The organism is Acinetobacter apis (assembly GCF_900197575.1).
GTDB classification, from domain to species: Bacteria; Pseudomonadota; Gammaproteobacteria; order Pseudomonadales; family Moraxellaceae; genus Acinetobacter; species Acinetobacter apis.
Window position 1 is genome coordinate 682339 of the sequence record NZ_FZLN01000001.1, and the last position, 16564, is coordinate 698902.

Below are 16564 nucleotides of genomic sequence, written 5' to 3' on the forward strand. Positions count from 1 at the left end.
AAGGCTTATGCCTCTCACCACAATTTAACTAAGGTGCAACCAGTTCTGTCATTGGCCAGCGTGGCGTGGTGGTGACAGCTAAACCATCACAAGCACCTGCTTTTAAGCGCTGATAGCCTGCAAAAGCAATCATGGCACCATTGTCTGTACAGAGTGCGGGTTCTGCATAATATACAGTGGATTTAATTTTAATGAGTTCTTTCTCTAGCTGTTCACGCAGTTTAAGATTTGCACTCACCCCACCTGCAATCACTAAACGTTTTAAACCTGTTTGTTTTAGTGCTTTAACAGACTTTTTCACCAATGTATCAACCACTGCCTGTTGGAAAGAAGCTGCCACATCAGGGTATTGTACGTGTTGACCATCTAATTTTTTCAGTTGTACTGATACGGCAGTCTTTAAACCGCTAAAGGAAAATACTAAATCTTTATGTAGCATCGGACGTGGGAAATCAAATGCCGTCGGATTCCCTGTTTCTGCTAATTTGGCAATATTTGGTCCACCCGGATAAGGTAATCCCATCATTTTAGCCACTTTATCAAAAGCTTCGCCTGCTGCATCATCAATGGACTCACCAAGCATCTCGTATTCACCAATTCCGTATGCTGCCATTAGTTGTGTATGCCCACCAGAAACCAATAATGCGACAAACGGAAATTCAGGGGGTGTTTCTGACAATAATGGTGCAAGCAAATGCCCTTCCATATGATGCACACCAATCGCAGGTTTATTTAATGCAAATGCAAGTGAACGTCCAAATAATGCACCTGTCATTAATGCGCCCATCAGCCCAGGACCACGAGTATACGCCACTGCATCAATCTGCTGTTTGGAGACATGTGCTTGCAATAAAAGCTGATTTAACAGTGGGATCAATTTTCTGACATGGTCACGTGATGCCAATTCAGGTACCACACCACCATATTCAGCATGTAATTTAATTTGGCTATATAAAACTTGTCCAAGTAAGCCGTGTTCACTGTCAAAAAGTGCCAAACCTGTTTCATCACAAGAGGTTTCTAAACCTAAAACAATCATCTAAATGCCTATTTCAATGTGCAATCTGCTGCATATTTCTATTATAGGCTTGTGGTATGAGATGTAAATGAGTAAAATACTGCACTTCACTTGTTTTCTAGAGCATATCGCTTTAGTTACTACCATACACTTTTTGAGGATTCTTCATGCCACAAGTTAAATTGAAAGAAGGCGAACCAGTTGACGTAGCGATCCGTCGTTTCAAACGTTCTTGCGAAAAAGCAGGTGTTTTAGCTGACGTTCGTAAGCGCGAATTTTATGAAAAACCTACGCAAGAGCGTAAGCGTAAAAAAGCTGCTGCTGTTAAGCGCTACCAAAAGAAACTAACTCGCGAATCTGTACGTACAACTCGTCTTTACTAATTAATTTGTGATTGAGGCCTAACAATGAGTAACTTAAAAAGTCAAATTACGGATGCATTGAAAAGCGCAATGCGCGCAAAAGAAATGTCTACATTGACTGTTATTCGCAGTTTACAGGCCGCAATTAAGCAAATTGAAGTTGATGAACGCATAGAACTTGATGACCATCAAGTTCTTGTGATTGTCGAGAAACAAGTTAAACAACGTAAAGAATCTGTCAAAGCCTTTTTAGGTGCGAACAGAGATGATTTAGCTAGTAAAGAACAAGCCGAAATTGAGATCTTAACTCAATTTCTACCAGTTGCTATGACTGAGGAAGAACTTGATTCTATCATTACTCAGATTATTTCTGAGCAAAATGCAACTAGCATGAAAGATATGGGTAAGGTGATGAATTCTCTACGTCCGATCATAGCCGGACGTGCCGACCCGTCTACAGCATCTGTAAAAATTAAAGAAAAACTTAACGCGTAATACCTAAAATAGGTATCACATCTTTATGCAGATCATTCCACCTGAATATTAGACTAAATTCTTTTTAGCGCATCCCAAAGCGTTCGCTTATATTCAGGATGATCAAGCATCTCTTGTAATGAATTCATTTTAAAATCTTGTCTTATATTCAGTGTAATTCCTTTAGGAAGTTCGCCTAGAAGAAGATAATGCTGATTTCCCAAACTATCTAAAAATCCTTTCACATACATATTGGCATGAATTGCATGTTGCTCAAGCGCGACTGAGATGGCAAAGGGCCATTTTAACCGATATGGATTTGCATCTATGCTGCTTGTGATATTGTTCAATAATAAATTTTCATCATCCGACAATACTGTTGCATTAACTAAAATCGTAACTTTCTGAGTATGAATTGCAATCAATTGAAATGTTTCAATTGATGAATGTAATGACAATGTATGTTCATCAGGCAACAGATGATCTGCTGTATGCTGTACTTCTGCAGTATTTGATGATGGCTGAGGTGTTCGCTTAACCTGACTTGGTAATGGTTCTACTACTTTTTCTGCTGCAATGGGTGCTTTTTCTTGTGGTAATGAGATAGGCGACTGCTCATCTAAAGAAATAGATTCACTGATTTGATCACGCCAAAACTGCTCTGCCGATTGATCAACTTCAACCTGAGTTCGACTTGTCACCCAAATATCAATGCCCATATGGCTTAATACTCGGCGTTGATGATGCAATCTATTTTGGCTCATACTCATATCATTTATTCATTACAGGGTTATTCTATCATTCAATCCCATCATGGTTTAAATAATTAACATGCTATTACGCTTTAATACTTGGTCTTTCATCATGTCATTCTCTATTCCTAAGCGCCAATATAGCAACTCAAGCACATCCAATTCCTCTTGTGTAATGACACGGTCATTCCATAAACATTGTTCTGCAATATCTAAAAACTTAAGCCGATCACGCAATAATAACCCAGACAATTGATGTAAAATTTCACCAAGGTCAACAGGTGTTTTGCTGATCTCTTGGTCTTGGTCATGTTGCACCCATGGACAAAGCTGCTGAATAAGCTGACTTCTTTTTTTCATATCAATATAGCGGGTTAGATTTTGCACATGCAGTAATGCATCAATAAATTGAATTTTTTCATTATAAATAACTTCACTTGCGGTCGGCATATGCTTAGGCAATATTTGTAATTGAAATTTGACCTTTTCAAGCAATAAGATATCAAGCAAGCCAACTTTTCCATCTGCTTGAATGACAGATGCTAAGCGTGTTAAGAAATTATATGCCATGCTTTTTGGCATTTTGGGCAGTAAATCACAAGCATCGAAAAAAATTTGAATATGCAAACGGTGATCAATGGCCATTAAAGCATCAATAATGGCATGGCTGACTAATGCACTTTTGGGTATCAGTGCTCTGTGCTGACGCAATGTTAAAATAGCAACCAATACCTCTTTTGTCCCGGTCCCTGTTTGCATTGCTCGTCGAATGACCTTCGGTTGATCCACTCGTCGCGCCATTGCACTGAGTGGTCGAATATGGTCTTCATCTACAAACCGAATTTGCGTAAACCGAATCACAGGCAATGGTTTTGGTGCCTGCCAACGATGACTGAGTTTGACATTGACATGTCGATGTGGCTTTAAAAACCGCAATACTGTTGGTCGCATCAAACGACTTACAGGGGTAATTTTAAGCTCTTTTAATGCTTGGGAATCTAATTTATAAATGCGTTGTTCAATGTCAGGATGGGTATTCAACCAGCTTTGTGGACTCAGTGAATTCGCAAAACACATGTGTGCAATCGCTTCTGAATGCGAGCTATGAATTTGTGATCCTGCATGATGCACATAAATTCTTAGCAAGGTTTGTAAGCTAGTATCATTGCCAATTAGTAATTTAGTTTGTATGTCATTTTTAAATGTTCGGCCTGATAAGGTGATGTATTTAATACAGCGTGATACCAACAAGCCTAAACTGCCCATCAACCAAATAATCCCACCTACAGCCACAAGTATGGTTTCAAATTTATTTTGTGTACTGTCTTTATTGGTATTAAAACCACGGCGCGCAATTTCACTGCCGAGTTGGTTAAATGTGATAAGCGCACTAAATAATATTTTAAGGCGAATATTTTGTCGTGTTTCACCTGTAATAATTTGATTAAAGGCGTAACTTAATAGCCCATATAACTCAAGTTTATCTAAGTTTTGCAGCGCTCCCCACGTCAGAATAATGACTGTGTCATAATCATTAACTCCTGCGGTCAGTACATTCACACCAATTTCATTAGGCAATACATATACAGCAGGTGTACTCACTTGAAACTGATCTGCAAGTTTTTGTGTGAGTTCTAATGCCATCAGCTCTTCTGGCGCACACTCAGACAAAATTAAACGCCTGGCATTCATTTGCTCTGCGAGCGAGTGGCCGCCTTCACGAAAAATATAAATTTCGTATGCAACTGAACTGAGCATAATGCCAGTTACCCATAGCAAAAATACAGGGCTATGAACATTCCACCATACAGATTGCTCTTGGTCTAAATAAAACACAACAAAACCAAAAGAAAAATTCAATACTGCCAGCGTCACTAAAATTGCAATCAAGCAAATTACTGTTGCAATAAATAAGTTTTTTTTATGCTTTGACGAGATCTGGTCAGGAGTCAACTTCTATAGCCTTTAAAGGAACAGCCACACTATATTAAAATAAAAAAGCAGGATAAACCTGCTTTTTTAAAAATTTCAGAACAAAATTTGAGAACTTAACTACGCTTCTGTAATTCCTGTTAGATCAACTGAAGCTGCATCAATATTCACATCAATATATTTGTCTGTTGACTTTGCTTTATCAGAACGATATTGCTCAAGGTGATTTAAATATTTTTCATCAATATCACCTGTTACATATTGTCCATCAAATACTGAACAATCAAACTCAGTAACTTGTGGTACTTTTGGAATACGAATTGCTTCTTTCAAGTCTTCTAAATCTTGGAAGATTAAACGATCTGCACCAATAATCTCACGAATTTCTTCAACATCACGACCTGATGCAATCAATTCTGCTTTAGCAGGCATATCAATGCCATATACATTCGGATATTTTACCATCGGCGCTGCTGACGCAAAAAAGACTTTTTTGGCACCTGCATCACGAGCCATTTGAATGATTTCATTACACGTTGTACCACGCACAATTGAATCATCCACCAATAAAACATTTTTACCTTTAAATTCAAGTTCGACAGGGTTTAGCTTTTGGCGTACTGATTTTTTACGCTGCTGCTGGCCTGGCATAATAAATGTTCTACCGATATAACGGTTTTTCATGAAGCCTTCGCGGAACTTCACACCTAAAATATTGGCAAGTTCTAAAGCTGACGTTCGGCTCGTATCTGGAATAGGTATCACCACATCAATGTCATGTGCCTCACCCCAATCTTTTAAGATGCGATGTGCAAGCTTCTCGCCCATTTTAAGGCGTGCTTTATACACAGAAATTCCATCAATGATGGCATCTGGACGTGCAAAATACACATACTCAAATATACATGGAAAATATTGAGGATTAGTTGCACATTGCTTTAAGAATAAATTACCTTCTTGATCGATATAAATGGCTTCACCAGGTTCAATATCACGTTCAACTTTAAAGCCAAGTGCTGTAATCGCAACGGATTCAGAAGCAATGATATATTCTTTTTGGCCATTTTCAACTTCACGAGAACCGTAAATTAAAGGACGAATACCATTAGGATCACGAAAACCCACCAAGCCCTGACCTGTGACCATCGCAACAACACCATAAGCACCACGACAGCGCTGATGAACACGGTGAACTGCATAAAAAATGTCTTCAGGTGTTGGTTTTAAAGTTCTTAACTTTTGCAGCTCATGTGCAAACACATTTAATAATACTTCTGAATCTGAATCTGTGTTCATGTGACGTAAATCACTAGCAAACAGATCTTTTCGGATATCATCTGCATTGGTTAAATTGCCATTATGCGCCAATGTAATCCCATAAGGTGAATTGACATAAAATGGCTGCGCTTCAGCACTGCTTGATGAACCTGCTGTTGGATAACGAACATGACCAATGCCATAGTTACCTTGTAATGCACGCATATGACGTGTATGAAACACATCACGTACCAATCCATTGTCTTTTCTCAAGAATAGTCGGTCTTTTTTGCATGTCACAATACCCGCAGCATCTTGTCCACGATGTTGTAACATCGTCAAAGCATCAAACAATAATTGGTTGACCGGTGATTTTCCAGCGATCCCAACAACTCCACACATAGCGACCTCGCAGACAAGCTTGGTTAATTAAAAGGATTTTCAATTGTATGCCCTGATTCAGGTCGTTTGATAGTCGACTTCTCAAGGCGGTTTGCTGGCTCGGTTTGAGCCTCGGAATGATGAAAATGCTGTATAGCTTCTTGTGCAGCATCTTTAGAAATTTCTGTAGCGATAGGTGCATAAGGCATCAGTAACTGTACCATTTTTGACTGTTTCCAATTCTGCGCTGTATGAACCCAAGGTTCTGCACCTTGCATCATAATAAGAACCACAAATAAACTTTTAATGACACCTAAACAACTCCCGGCTACTCGGTTTATTGGGCCCAAATTAAGAGACTTCAAGAGTCTGTTACATATTGCAGAGACAATCCAAGTTAAGACAATAATGATAAGTGCAATAAAAGCAAAAGCTGCAATTTTTTGCACAACCATATCTTGGCTCAAACCAGACATCATTGGCGCCACGTCATTGGCATATTTAGCGCCTGTATAGAGTGCCAATACCCAACCTACAAGGTTCGCCAAGGCTTGTATCAATCCTTGTCGCAAACCGCTTATACCTCCAACCACCACTACAATGCATACAATAATATCAAGGGTGTTCATGTTTACGTCATGGTATTGATACACTCTTGTACCAATTTAGGTCCAGTGTAAATTAATCCTGTGTAAACTTGCACCAAGCTTGCACCAGCATGTTGTTTTGCCAATGCTTGCTCACCATTTAAAATGCCGCCTACACCAATTAATGGAATTTGGTTTTTCAATACAGCTGCAAAACTTCGCAAACAAATTGTACTTTTCTCAAAGACAGGCTCACCAGACAATCCACCGGCTTCATCTGCTGAAGGCAACCCTTCAACGCCATCCCTAGAAAGCGTGGTATTGGTTACAATTAAACCATCAATTTTATATTCTAATAACTGTTTTGCGATAAATGCAATGTCTTCGGTACTTAAATCTGGTGCAACTTTTAAAACAAGCGGTACATAATGCTGATATTCTTCTGCCAATTCAGCTTGACGATTTTTTAGCGTTTCTAATAAATAAGTTAGTGCTTCACCGCTTTGCAAACTGCGTAAATTTTTGGTGTTGGGAGATGAGATATTAACGGTGACATAAGATGCATGATTATAAACTTTTTCAAAGCAATACAAATAATCATCGACTGCATTTTCAACAGGTGTATCTGCATTTTTACCAATATTAATGCCAAGTACGCCCTTATATTTAGCCGCTTTAACATTTTCTACCAGCTGATCTACCCCATGATTATTAAATCCCATACGGTTAATAATGGCATTGGCTTTGGGTAATCTAAACAAACGGGGCTCTGGGTTACCCTCTTGTGGTTTGGGTGTGACTGTACCTATCTCAATAAAACCGAATCCAAGTGATGCAAGGGCATCAATGTAATCACCGTTTTTATCAAGTCCTGCTGCAAGTCCAACAGGATTTGGAAATTCAATCCCCATACAAGTGACAGGCTTAGTAATAAATTCAGCACGCAATAAACCAAATTTATGCGCTGTTTTTAACCAAGATAATGTGCGTTCATGCGCACGCTCTGGCGCTAAAGAAAACAACAAAGGGCGAGCCAGTGAATACATCATATGCAATCAAGTCTATTTACTTTAACTTGCGATATTATAGGACATTTCATGCCTAGAATACTATGCCTTCCCTTGTTTATTTTCATTAAAATGTCATATACCTGATGGTGGATTTTGTGACATCATTTATCCCGTTAATCGTTAATATGTCTTAGTTTTCATCGGGAATAAAAGCATCTGTTAATGTCGACAATCCTTCCGCAATGACATGTTGTTCATAGATTCGTGCTTCTGCAAGTGCGAAAGGATAAAAGCCTTGATGAATCAGTCGATCTTCAATAGAAGCAACCACATTCATATGACATACCACCACAATATTGCGGTAATCTTCCAATTCAGATAGCCATTCAACTGCTTTCTTTGCATCATCATCCGGTTTAATGGTGTCACATTCAAACACAGGGGTAGATGGAAATTTTTGTTGAATATAAGCCAAGGTTTCTTGTGCACGACGTAATGGACTAACCACAAATGCATCAGGCTTAGCAAGATTTTTGCTTAAATACGTGGCTGTTTTTGCAGCCTGTTGATGCCCTTTTTCAGTCAATGGACGGATATAATCATTACCATCAATTCCTGCAGGATGCGCTTCACCATGTCTTACAAGTGTTAATTTCATATGATTTCCTTATGAATAAAACTATACCTTTTGGTGCGGTAACACAAACTCGACATCACTCCGATGCCCATTCTTCATTAAAGCCATTGCAATGTTGAGCGCAGGCGCTTGTTCAAAAATAACTTCATATAATGCATTGGTGATTGGCATATAGACATCAAGCTCTGAAGCACGCTTTTTCACTTGAATAATGGTATTAATCCCCTCTGCAGTTTGCCCCAGTTCCTGCACAGCTTGCTCAAGTGACTTACCTTTACCTAATGCAAAGCCCACTTGGTAATTACGACTTAATGCACTATTACATGTTGCAAATAAATCACCCACGCCAGACAAGCCAAGGAATGTTAACGGATTTGCACCGAGTTTCACGGCAAAACGACTCATTTCAGCCAATGCACGCGTTAAAATCATACTGCGTGTATTTTCACCAACATTATGAGCTACTGCCATTCCCATGGCCACTGCATAAATATTTTTTAATGCGCCACCAAGTTCGACCCCATGCACATCATCACTTGCAAAGACGCGAAAAAACGCACTGTGTAAAGCATCTTGTACCGAAAATCGAACCATTTCTGAGCCACTTGCCACAACAGTGCCTGCAGGCATCCCTTGAATAATTTCTTTGGCTAAATTTGGTCCTGACAAGACGCCATAAGGGACTTCTGGCAATTCATCATGAATAATTTCACTCATGAAATTAAATGAATCTGCTTCAATTCCTTTGGTCAAAGAGATCACTGCTTGGGAGCTAATATAAGGGCGAATTGCTTGTAGCACAGCTCGAAATGAATGGCTTGGAATAGCAACAAAAATTAAATCTTTGCCTGTAACAGCTTCTTCAAGCGAAGAACACACATGCAGCGCATGCTCTAGCTCAAAATCAGGTAAGTATTTTTTATTGATATGTGTTTGATTAATTTCTTGTGCTGTTTCTGCATTTCGAATCCAAAGTGTTGTTTCACACCCGTTTCGAGTTGCAGTATTGGCAATCGCGGTTCCAAAACTTCCGCCGCCAAGGACTGCTATTTTAAGCTGGATTGGCTTTGGTTTTTGCTGCTCAACCAACTCTGGAAATGCTGTTTCAACCATGACTTATGACTCTGACTCAATATGACCATCCCAAAGCGAAACATGCTCAGTAAGATCAATGTCTGCACGTGGTGATATCACTTTATCTGCAGTACCAATATAAATAATGCCTGATATTAAATCACGTTCTTGCAACTTTAGTGCACGCTTTAATGTTGTAGATTCTACCACAGCCCCTGTCCGCCAAATTGTTGAAAAACCTTGTACTTGAAGAGATAATAAAAAGTTTTGCACAGCCGCACCACTGCTTAAAATTTGCTCATATAACGGTACTTTTGGGTGGTCTTGCAGCTCTGTTAACGCAAGTACCAAAACTGGTGCACGTAAAGGATGATTTTTTGCACGTTCAATTTGTACAGGATCAATCCCCTCAAAGTCTGCCATAGCATGCGCCAACAAATCGCCAAATTCTGTCCGTTGATGGTCTTCAACAATCACAAAACGAGTTGGTTTTAAACGGCGATGATCAGGCGCTGTCAGCGCAGCACGAAATGCTAAATCTAATTGCTCTTTATTAGGTGCTGGTTCAACTAAATGTCCAACAGATTGACGCTGATGCATGTTTTCATGGACAAGATTGATCGCTGATAACGTCATAATTACTCAAGTTTAATTAAAAGGATTATTTTAGGTTATCATACTCATAAATTTATACTCTAGTGCAATTACCAATAAAAAACATACATTTTTTAAGTGATTCTCAATTCGTGTTTTATTATTTTAAAAATCAGATGTCTATAAAACAAAAAAGCCCATAAATGGGCTTTTTTTAGCAAGTTAGCAATAACCATCTAACCTTGTCAGAGGAAGCTTTTGGCCAATTGCTTTTTCAATATCTGCCAAGTAAAAGGCATCATCTTCAGACAAGAAACTAATACTTACACCTTGTGCACCTGCACGTCCAGTTCGACCAATACGATGCACATAGTCATCTGACTGTTCAGGTAAAGTATAGTTAATTACATGGGATACCCCATCAACATGAATACCACGACCTGCAACATCTGTTGCCACTAAAATGTTACGCTGACCTGATTTAAATTGATCAAGCATTTTCAATCGTTTGTCTTGTGCTATTTCACCTGACAACATCACCACAGCGTAATTTTCTTTTCTAAGCTGATCGTAAATTTTTCGTACTTGATCACGTCGATTGGCAAAAATCACAATCTTATCAATCTTTTCTTGATTCAAAACATCTTTTAGAAGTTTAAACTTATCACGGTTTGACACCATATAAACGCGTTGCTCTACATCAGCATTGGTTTTCTTTTCAGGTTCAATTTCAACTGTGACAGGCTCAAATAACCATTGTCTCGCTAAATTCAACACATCATAACTAAATGTTGCAGAGAACATGAGTGTTTGGCGTTGTTCTTTTTTCGGCAAATAACGAATGATTTTTTTGACGCTTGGGATAAAGCCCATGTCAAGCAAACGGTCTGCTTCGTCAATCACTAAAAATTCAACTTGATCCAACCAAACTTCTTTTTGCTCGGTAAAATCAATTAAGCGACCAGGTGTGGCAACCACAATATCAATCGGATGCTGATCAAGCTGTTTTCGTTGCTTATCAAAGTCAACACCACCCAACAATGTCAGTAAATTCAGATTGGTAAATTGTGTGAGTTCTTTTGCATCTTGCTCGATTTGCAATGCAAGCTCGCGCGTTGGCGCCAAAATTAAAGCGCGCGGTTCACCTCGGTAGCGCGTTCCTTCAATTGGGTTATGCAATAAATCATTAATAATGCTAATTAAAAAAGCTGCTGTTTTTCCAGTGCCTGTTTGAGCACGACCGATGGCATCATGTCCAGCTAAAGTGAATTTTAACACCTGCTGCTGAATTGGTGTCATAGATTTAAAACCAAGTGCGTCAATCGCTTGTTTCAACTGAGGATGTAAATTAACGGTTTCAAAACCTAATAACATTCTACTTTAATCTCTGGATGGGTTGAAATAGAGCGCATTATAAACAAAAACGCCTCAATGTGTAACCATTGAGGCGTCATATTCAGCAATTTGCCAAATATGTTAGTCTAGAGGTTGAACTTCTTCAGCCTGAAAACCTTTTTGACCTTGTACAACACTAAATTCAACGCGTTGGCCATCACGTAGAGAGCGATGTCCGTCACCTTGAATAGCACGGAAATGAACGAATACGTCATCACCGCCATTGCGTTGGATAAATCCAAAACCTTTAGTGTCGTTGAACCATTTAACTACGCCTTGTTCACGTACTGTCATAAGTTAATCCTCAGTTGTATTGAAAGGGGACCACCCGGTGTTGCAAACAGCAGAGGAAACAAGGGTTAAAAACTTTATTATTTCTAAACTTGTGATCATTCTGTAAAACTATCAACAAAATCCGGTTACATCCTAAAAAAAATTGAATTAATAGCAGGCATCATACATCGCTGTATGGGGCTCAGCCTTAATTACCATTTGAGAGTAACATGCTTATTCGAGAATTCATAGAACATTTTTCAACTATTCTCAGTTTGTTTTGCATCTTAAAAAATTATTGTAATCGTTTCATTTTAAGCCCGTCGATATGGTTTATTTTATTCATTTAAATTTGCTATAATATGTTAAATTTTAGAACGTTACTTTAAAGTTTATGGACTCAAGTCAGCTCAAAATCGTAACCATAGATGCCATTGGACAACCCTGCCCGATGCCACTTCTTATGCTAAAACGCGCCCTGAAAGCGAACTCGATCACAGAAACAAAATTTCACTTAATTTCATCTGATGAAAATAGTGAAGTCGATATTTTAAGATATTGCCAGCTTCATCATTTGCAGTGCCGCTTTCAAATGATCTCTGACCATGAGTTTCATTATGAAATTGCTCAAAACATGCAGGATTGATGTTAAAATATACATTTATCCATAAATTTTTACATTTTTAAACTGATTTCGCCTTATTTCTGAAAAGAAAGCGAACTATGATAATTTTACGCGTACGACCATATCCTTATAAGGAGTTCCCATGACTGACAGAAGCAATCAATTGATGCCTTTGTCATTGTCTGCACCCGGTATAAACCTTGGCGCATATATAAGTACTGTCAATCAAATTCCAATACTGACTGCTGAACAAGAAAAAAATTTAGCAGAACGCTATTTTTATGACCAAGACCTCGATGCTGCAAAGACATTAGTCATGTCGCATTTACGTTTTGTTGTACATATCGCTCGTACCTACGCAGGCTATGGCTTACCCCAAGGTGACCTTATTCAAGAAGGCAACTTGGGTTTAATGAAAGCAGTTAAACGATTTGACCCGAGTATGGGGGTCAGATTGGTTTCTTTCGCAGTGCATTGGATTAAAGCTGAAATCCATGAATACGTCATTCGTAATTGGCGCATTGTTAAAATTGCAACGACAAAGGCACAGCGCAAACTATTCTTCAACTTACGCAGTTTAAAAAAATCAAGTAAAAAGCTGACACTAAAAGAAGCTGAAGCCATTGCTAAAGATTTAAATGTCACTGCAGCGCAAGTGTTAGAAATGGAGGGGCGTCTTACTTCTTATGATGCCGCTTTTGAAACACAAAATGACGATGACGACGAAGGCTCACAATATGTTTCACCGTCTTTATACTTAGAAGACAACCGTTATGACCCTGCACGTGTTGTAGAAGAAGAAGATTGGGAAGCACAAAGCACGTCTGCTTTACATCATGCCATGAATAATCTTGATGACCGATCTCGTAATATTTTGCAACGTCGTTGGCTTGATGATGACAAATCGACCTTACATGATTTGGCAGCTGAGTACAATGTATCTGCAGAACGTATTCGTCAGCTTGAAAAAAATGCCATGGAAAAAATTAAAGTTGCTATGTCATCCAATTAATCCCCTCCTCTTTGCGACTGTTCATATTAAATAGAACAGTCGCTTTTTAATGTGAGTCATATGCAATATCAGCAGAAAGTATGAAAACATCTCCCCTTTATCTGAATGCTTGCGCTACAATTATTTTCTTTTGCATTCACTTAGGAGAACCTGCTGATGTGGTTGGCAATTGCTGCAATTAATCTTGCCATTGCAGTTGTGCTTGGTGCTTTTGGTGCACATGGCTTAAAAACCCGCGCTAGTGCTGAACAACTGACATGGTGGCATACATCAACGGAATACTTCTTTTATCATGCGATCGGATTGTTGGCTTTAGCCATCTTAGTTAAAGCTGTTCCTTTGTTTCCGATTAAAATCAGCTTTATTTCTATTCAAATTGGTATTTTATTTTTTTGTGGTTCGTTATATTGCATGAGCTTTGGTTTACCACGCATTTTAGGTGCCATTACACCAATTGGTGGTCTATTCATGATTATTGGTTGGTTAGTTTTGGCATGGCAAGCCATTCGTTTTAAAGGATAAATCATGGCACACATTATTTTAAATGGCACACCAACCGACACTGAGCATCAAACCCTAGCACAGTTGATTCATGCGCTTGATTTGACCAATAAACGTTTTGCCGTTGAAGTGAATCAGCACATTGTTTCTAAATCTAAACTTGAGCAATATGTCATACAAGATCAAGATCAAATAGAAGTTATTCATGCCGTTGGCGGTGGTTAAAGGACACATACTGATGCAACAACATTTCGAAAATGACCCTCTTATTATTGGTTCACGTACATTCCAATCAAGACTTTTGGTTGGTACAGGAAAATATAAAGACTTAACCGAAACCGATCTTGCAATTCAAGCCAGTCATGCTGAAATTGTCACTGTCGCAATACGCCGTGTGAATATTGGTCAACATCCAGATCAACCTAATTTATTGTCTGTCCTACCAGCTGAAAAATACACTATTTTACCCAATACTGCAGGGTGTTTTGATGCAGACTCAGCAATTCGCACTTGCATGCTTGCACGTGAATTGCTTGATGGTCATAATTTAGTGAAACTTGAAGTCTTGGGTGATGAAAAAACATTATATCCAAACATTACACATACGCTAAAAGCCGCTGAAATTCTTGTTAATGATGGCTTTGATGTCATGGTTTACACATCAGATGACCCTATTGTGGCTCAAGAATTAGAAAGTATGGGCTGTGTTGCCATTATGCCACTTGGCAGCTTAATTGGCTCAGGGCTTGGTATTTTAAACCCACATACATTATCCATTATCAAAGAAAATGCCAAAGTTCCTATTTTAGTCGATGCGGGTGTTGGGACAGCAAGCGATGCTGCTATTGCCATGGAACTTGGTTGTGACGGCGTACTCATGAATACCGCCATTGCACAAGCCAAGCACCCTATTTTAATGGCATCTGCAATGAAAAAAGCGGTTGAGGCCGGCAGAGAGGCTTACCTCGCAGGTCGTATGCCAAGAAAACGAATTGCATCGGCAAGCTCACCTGAAACAGGTTACTTCTTTAAATAAGCCCTATATGATCGGTTGTTTAATAAAGTCAATTAAACAACCGATGAATTTATTGCTTTAAAAGTTCAACTTCCATTTCTTGAGCACGGCGAATGGCTGCCTGCATTGCTTCATCGACAATTTGCTTAAATTGATGCTTTTCAAACACGCTTAATGCCTCTACAGTTGTCCCACCTTTAGACATGACATTTTGTCTAAGTTGCCCAAATGAAATCTCTTGGTCATGTTCTGCTAAAGCAACAATCCCTTTGGCTGTTTGCAAGATCACTTCACGTGCTTGTTGACTTGAAAAACCAAGCTTCTCTGCTTTGTCTTGAATGGCCTCTAAAAATAAGAAGAAATAGCCAGGTGCGCTGCCTGAGAGTGCGATGATGTGATTAATTTCATGTTCATGTTGCACCCAAACCACTTTACCAACTGCGCTCATCAAATAAGCAGCAAAGCTTTTATCATCCACTGTCACTTCTGCATCTGCATAAAGTCCGCTAACCCCTTCGCCTACCAAAGACGGTGTATTTGGCATGACACGAATTAGTTTAACAGCAGCACCCAAAGTGTCTTGATATAACTGAACAGGTGTTCCTGCAGCAATGGTTAAAAACAGTTGTTTTTCAATATCGATATGATCTTTTAATGCTAAACATACAGATTTCATAATTTGTGGTTTAACTGATAACACCACAACATCTGCATCCTTTACCGCCCCGATATTATCAGAGGTGGTTATCACACCAAATTGCGCGGCAATACGCGTTTGACTTGCTTCACTTGGAACAGCAACAGTAATCGATTTTTTATCATAACCTGAGGCAATTAAACCTGAAATAATGGCTGTTGCCATATTGCCGCCGCCAATAAAAGTAATTTTACGCTGAGTCATGTTTTCATCTTCCTTTTATAGTGTGATTACGTGTTGATATAGGCTAAAGCAAGTATATTGTATCGTTCTTTTTGACTATCTCATGATTTCATCGGTAACGATGTTGTGTCGGACTGTTGCATAATTTAAATGTCTCATTTTACAAGACATATCATCTGTCTTCGATCATCTGCTCAAGCCATTTCATTGAGCCAATACGTATCAATAACGTTTTTTTAAATCTAAATATAAAGATTCTTTGATTTCTTCCATCACAATATAGCTATGTGATGATGCAGATGCAGGCAGTTTTTTTAAAATATCAACCAATAAACGACGATAAGCTGCCATTTCTTTTAATCTCGCTTTGACTAAATAATCAAACTCGCCCGAAATGAGATGACACTCAAGCACTTCAGGAATTTCAGATAAATTACTTGCAACTGTTTCGAATACATCTCCAGATTTAGCAGATAATTTGATCTCCAAGAATACCAATAAACTACGTTCAACATGTGCAGGATGAATGCGTGCATGATAGCCTGTAATTACACCATCTCGTTCTAAACGCTTTACACGCTCAGAACATGGTGTAGTCGATAAATTAACCTTTGATGCAAGCTCACTGATAGCCATTCTTCCATCTTGCTGCAATAAATCAAGAATTTGATAATCTATCCGATCAAGTTTCCGCATTATTTCGCTCTATTTACTCAATTTAAAATAAAATAAACTTTTTTTACCTTGATAAAACATTATAAAATAGTGAAATCATCTAGTAAATT

At 38.7% G+C, this 16564-nt stretch carries 20 protein-coding genes; 7 read left to right on the top strand and 13 right to left on the bottom strand.

All coding sequences use genetic code 11. The features are described 5' to 3' along the window. Positions 1-28 precede the first annotated feature (28 nt). Positions 29-1039, bottom strand: a complete 1011-nt coding sequence (tsaD, locus tag CFY84_RS03145; protein WP_088822738.1) for a tRNA (adenosine(37)-N6)-threonylcarbamoyltransferase complex transferase subunit TsaD — start codon at positions 1037-1039, stop codon at positions 29-31. A 146-nt stretch (positions 1040-1185) separates the two neighbouring features. Here tsaD and rpsU point away from each other — a divergent pair, with 146 nt between their 5' ends. Next, complete coding sequence (gene rpsU / locus CFY84_RS03150) at positions 1186-1401, top strand: 30S ribosomal protein S21 (RefSeq protein WP_004652785.1); 216 nt, start codon at positions 1186-1188, stop codon at positions 1399-1401. A gap of 24 nt (positions 1402-1425) precedes the next feature. Then, on the top strand, positions 1426-1875 hold the full coding sequence (locus CFY84_RS03155; RefSeq protein ID WP_088822739.1) for a GatB/YqeY domain-containing protein: 450 nt from the start codon (positions 1426-1428) through the stop codon (positions 1873-1875). Positions 1876-1928: 53 nt separating this feature from the next. Here CFY84_RS03155 and CFY84_RS03160 read toward each other — a convergent pair whose 3' ends face one another. From CFY84_RS03160 to CFY84_RS03205, 10 genes are all read right to left on the bottom strand, one after another. Further along, positions 1929-2618, bottom strand: coding sequence for a hypothetical protein (locus CFY84_RS03160; RefSeq protein ID WP_088822740.1), 690 nt, complete (start codon positions 2616-2618; stop codon positions 1929-1931). 54 nt (positions 2619-2672) lie between these two features. Continuing rightward, the gene (locus CFY84_RS03165) at positions 2673-4559 is read right to left on the bottom strand and encodes a M48 family metalloprotease (protein WP_228149582.1); all 1887 of its coding nucleotides are present in this window, start codon (positions 4557-4559) and stop codon (positions 2673-2675) included. Positions 4560-4658: 99 nt separating this feature from the next. After that, entirely contained in the window at positions 4659-6197 is a 1539-nt protein-coding gene (gene purF / locus CFY84_RS03170; RefSeq protein ID WP_088822741.1) for an amidophosphoribosyltransferase, read from the bottom strand. 23 nt (positions 6198-6220) lie between these two features. Next, positions 6221-6805, bottom strand: coding sequence for a CvpA family protein (locus CFY84_RS03175; protein ID WP_088822742.1), 585 nt, complete (start codon positions 6803-6805; stop codon positions 6221-6223). A gap of 2 nt (positions 6806-6807) precedes the next feature. Beyond that, a complete protein-coding gene (locus CFY84_RS03180; RefSeq protein ID WP_088822743.1) occupies positions 6808-7812 on the bottom strand; it encodes a quinone-dependent dihydroorotate dehydrogenase in 1005 nt (334 codons plus the stop codon). A 151-nt stretch (positions 7813-7963) separates the two neighbouring features. Then, a complete protein-coding gene (locus CFY84_RS03185) occupies positions 7964-8431 on the bottom strand; it encodes a SixA phosphatase family protein (RefSeq protein ID WP_088822744.1) in 468 nt (155 codons plus the stop codon). A 21-nt stretch (positions 8432-8452) separates the two neighbouring features. Then, on the bottom strand, positions 8453-9523 hold the full coding sequence (locus tag CFY84_RS03190) for an NAD(P)H-dependent glycerol-3-phosphate dehydrogenase (protein WP_088822745.1): 1071 nt from the start codon (positions 9521-9523) through the stop codon (positions 8453-8455). A gap of 3 nt (positions 9524-9526) precedes the next feature. Beyond that, positions 9527-10120, bottom strand: a complete 594-nt coding sequence (locus tag CFY84_RS03195; RefSeq protein WP_088822746.1) for a nitroreductase family protein — start codon at positions 10118-10120, stop codon at positions 9527-9529. Between the two features lie 180 nt (positions 10121-10300). After that, a complete protein-coding gene (gene rhlB / locus CFY84_RS03200) occupies positions 10301-11452 on the bottom strand; it encodes an ATP-dependent RNA helicase RhlB (RefSeq protein WP_088822747.1) in 1152 nt (383 codons plus the stop codon). A 102-nt stretch (positions 11453-11554) separates the two neighbouring features. Beyond that, on the bottom strand, positions 11555-11767 hold the full coding sequence (locus tag CFY84_RS03205; protein WP_088822748.1) for a cold-shock protein: 213 nt from the start codon (positions 11765-11767) through the stop codon (positions 11555-11557). 373 nt (positions 11768-12140) lie between these two features. Between CFY84_RS03205 and CFY84_RS03210 the strand changes: the two genes are divergently transcribed. From CFY84_RS03210 to CFY84_RS03230, 5 genes are all read left to right on the top strand, one after another. Beyond that, positions 12141-12392 (top strand): sulfurtransferase TusA family protein, encoded by a 252-nt coding sequence (locus CFY84_RS03210; RefSeq protein ID WP_088822749.1) that lies wholly within the window; start codon positions 12141-12143, stop codon positions 12390-12392. A gap of 121 nt (positions 12393-12513) precedes the next feature. Then, positions 12514-13383, top strand: a complete 870-nt coding sequence (rpoH, locus tag CFY84_RS03215) for an RNA polymerase sigma factor RpoH (RefSeq protein ID WP_088822750.1) — start codon at positions 12514-12516, stop codon at positions 13381-13383. A gap of 156 nt (positions 13384-13539) precedes the next feature. Beyond that, positions 13540-13905 carry a DUF423 domain-containing protein gene (locus CFY84_RS03220; protein ID WP_088822751.1) on the top strand — a complete coding sequence of 122 codons (366 nt, stop codon included), beginning with the start codon at positions 13540-13542 and terminating at the stop codon, positions 13903-13905. Between the two features lie 3 nt (positions 13906-13908). Next, positions 13909-14109 carry a sulfur carrier protein ThiS gene (thiS, locus tag CFY84_RS03225; protein ID WP_088822752.1) on the top strand — a complete coding sequence of 67 codons (201 nt, stop codon included), beginning with the start codon at positions 13909-13911 and terminating at the stop codon, positions 14107-14109. 13 nt (positions 14110-14122) lie between these two features. Continuing rightward, positions 14123-14920, top strand: coding sequence for a thiazole synthase (locus CFY84_RS03230; protein WP_088822753.1), 798 nt, complete (start codon positions 14123-14125; stop codon positions 14918-14920). A 49-nt stretch (positions 14921-14969) separates the two neighbouring features. Here CFY84_RS03230 and proC read toward each other — a convergent pair whose 3' ends face one another. Both proC and CFY84_RS03240 read right to left on the bottom strand, forming a co-directional pair. Beyond that, positions 14970-15800, bottom strand: a complete 831-nt coding sequence (proC, locus tag CFY84_RS03235; protein WP_088822754.1) for a pyrroline-5-carboxylate reductase — start codon at positions 15798-15800, stop codon at positions 14970-14972. A 201-nt stretch (positions 15801-16001) separates the two neighbouring features. Beyond that, entirely contained in the window at positions 16002-16475 is a 474-nt protein-coding gene (locus tag CFY84_RS03240) for an Lrp/AsnC ligand binding domain-containing protein (protein ID WP_088822755.1), read from the bottom strand. Positions 16476-16564: the final 89 nt, after the last annotated feature.

Coding starts and splice junctions, on each gene's coding strand:
- tsaD (WP_088822738.1), bottom strand. CDS start 1,039: ATGATTGTTTTAGGTTTAGAAACCTCTTGTGATGAAACAGGTTTGGCA.
- rpsU (WP_004652785.1), top strand. CDS start 1,186: ATGCCACAAGTTAAATTGAAAGAAGGCGAACCAGTTGACGTAGCGATC.
- CFY84_RS03155 (WP_088822739.1), top strand. CDS start 1,426: ATGAGTAACTTAAAAAGTCAAATTACGGATGCATTGAAAAGCGCAATG.
- CFY84_RS03160 (WP_088822740.1), bottom strand. CDS start 2,618: ATGAGCCAAAATAGATTGCATCATCAACGCCGAGTATTAAGCCATATG.
- purF (WP_088822741.1), bottom strand. CDS start 6,197: ATGTGTGGAGTTGTTGGGATCGCTGGAAAATCACCGGTCAACCAATTA.
- CFY84_RS03175 (WP_088822742.1), bottom strand. CDS start 6,805: ATGAACACCCTTGATATTATTGTATGCATTGTAGTGGTGGTTGGAGGT.
- CFY84_RS03180 (WP_088822743.1), bottom strand. CDS start 7,812: ATGATGTATTCACTGGCTCGCCCTTTGTTGTTTTCTTTAGCGCCAGAG.
- CFY84_RS03185 (WP_088822744.1), bottom strand. CDS start 8,431: ATGAAATTAACACTTGTAAGACATGGTGAAGCGCATCCTGCAGGAATT.
- CFY84_RS03190 (WP_088822745.1), bottom strand. CDS start 9,523: ATGGTTGAAACAGCATTTCCAGAGTTGGTTGAGCAGCAAAAACCAAAG.
- CFY84_RS03195 (WP_088822746.1), bottom strand. CDS start 10,120: ATGACGTTATCAGCGATCAATCTTGTCCATGAAAACATGCATCAGCGT.
- rhlB (WP_088822747.1), bottom strand. CDS start 11,452: ATGTTATTAGGTTTTGAAACCGTTAATTTACATCCTCAGTTGAAACAA.
- CFY84_RS03205 (WP_088822748.1), bottom strand. CDS start 11,767: ATGACAGTACGTGAACAAGGCGTAGTTAAATGGTTCAACGACACTAAA.
- CFY84_RS03210 (WP_088822749.1), top strand. CDS start 12,141: ATGGACTCAAGTCAGCTCAAAATCGTAACCATAGATGCCATTGGACAA.
- rpoH (WP_088822750.1), top strand. CDS start 12,514: ATGACTGACAGAAGCAATCAATTGATGCCTTTGTCATTGTCTGCACCC.
- CFY84_RS03220 (WP_088822751.1), top strand. CDS start 13,540: ATGTGGTTGGCAATTGCTGCAATTAATCTTGCCATTGCAGTTGTGCTT.
- thiS (WP_088822752.1), top strand. CDS start 13,909: ATGGCACACATTATTTTAAATGGCACACCAACCGACACTGAGCATCAA.
- CFY84_RS03230 (WP_088822753.1), top strand. CDS start 14,123: ATGCAACAACATTTCGAAAATGACCCTCTTATTATTGGTTCACGTACA.
- proC (WP_088822754.1), bottom strand. CDS start 15,800: ATGACTCAGCGTAAAATTACTTTTATTGGCGGCGGCAATATGGCAACA.
- CFY84_RS03240 (WP_088822755.1), bottom strand. CDS start 16,475: ATGCGGAAACTTGATCGGATAGATTATCAAATTCTTGATTTATTGCAG.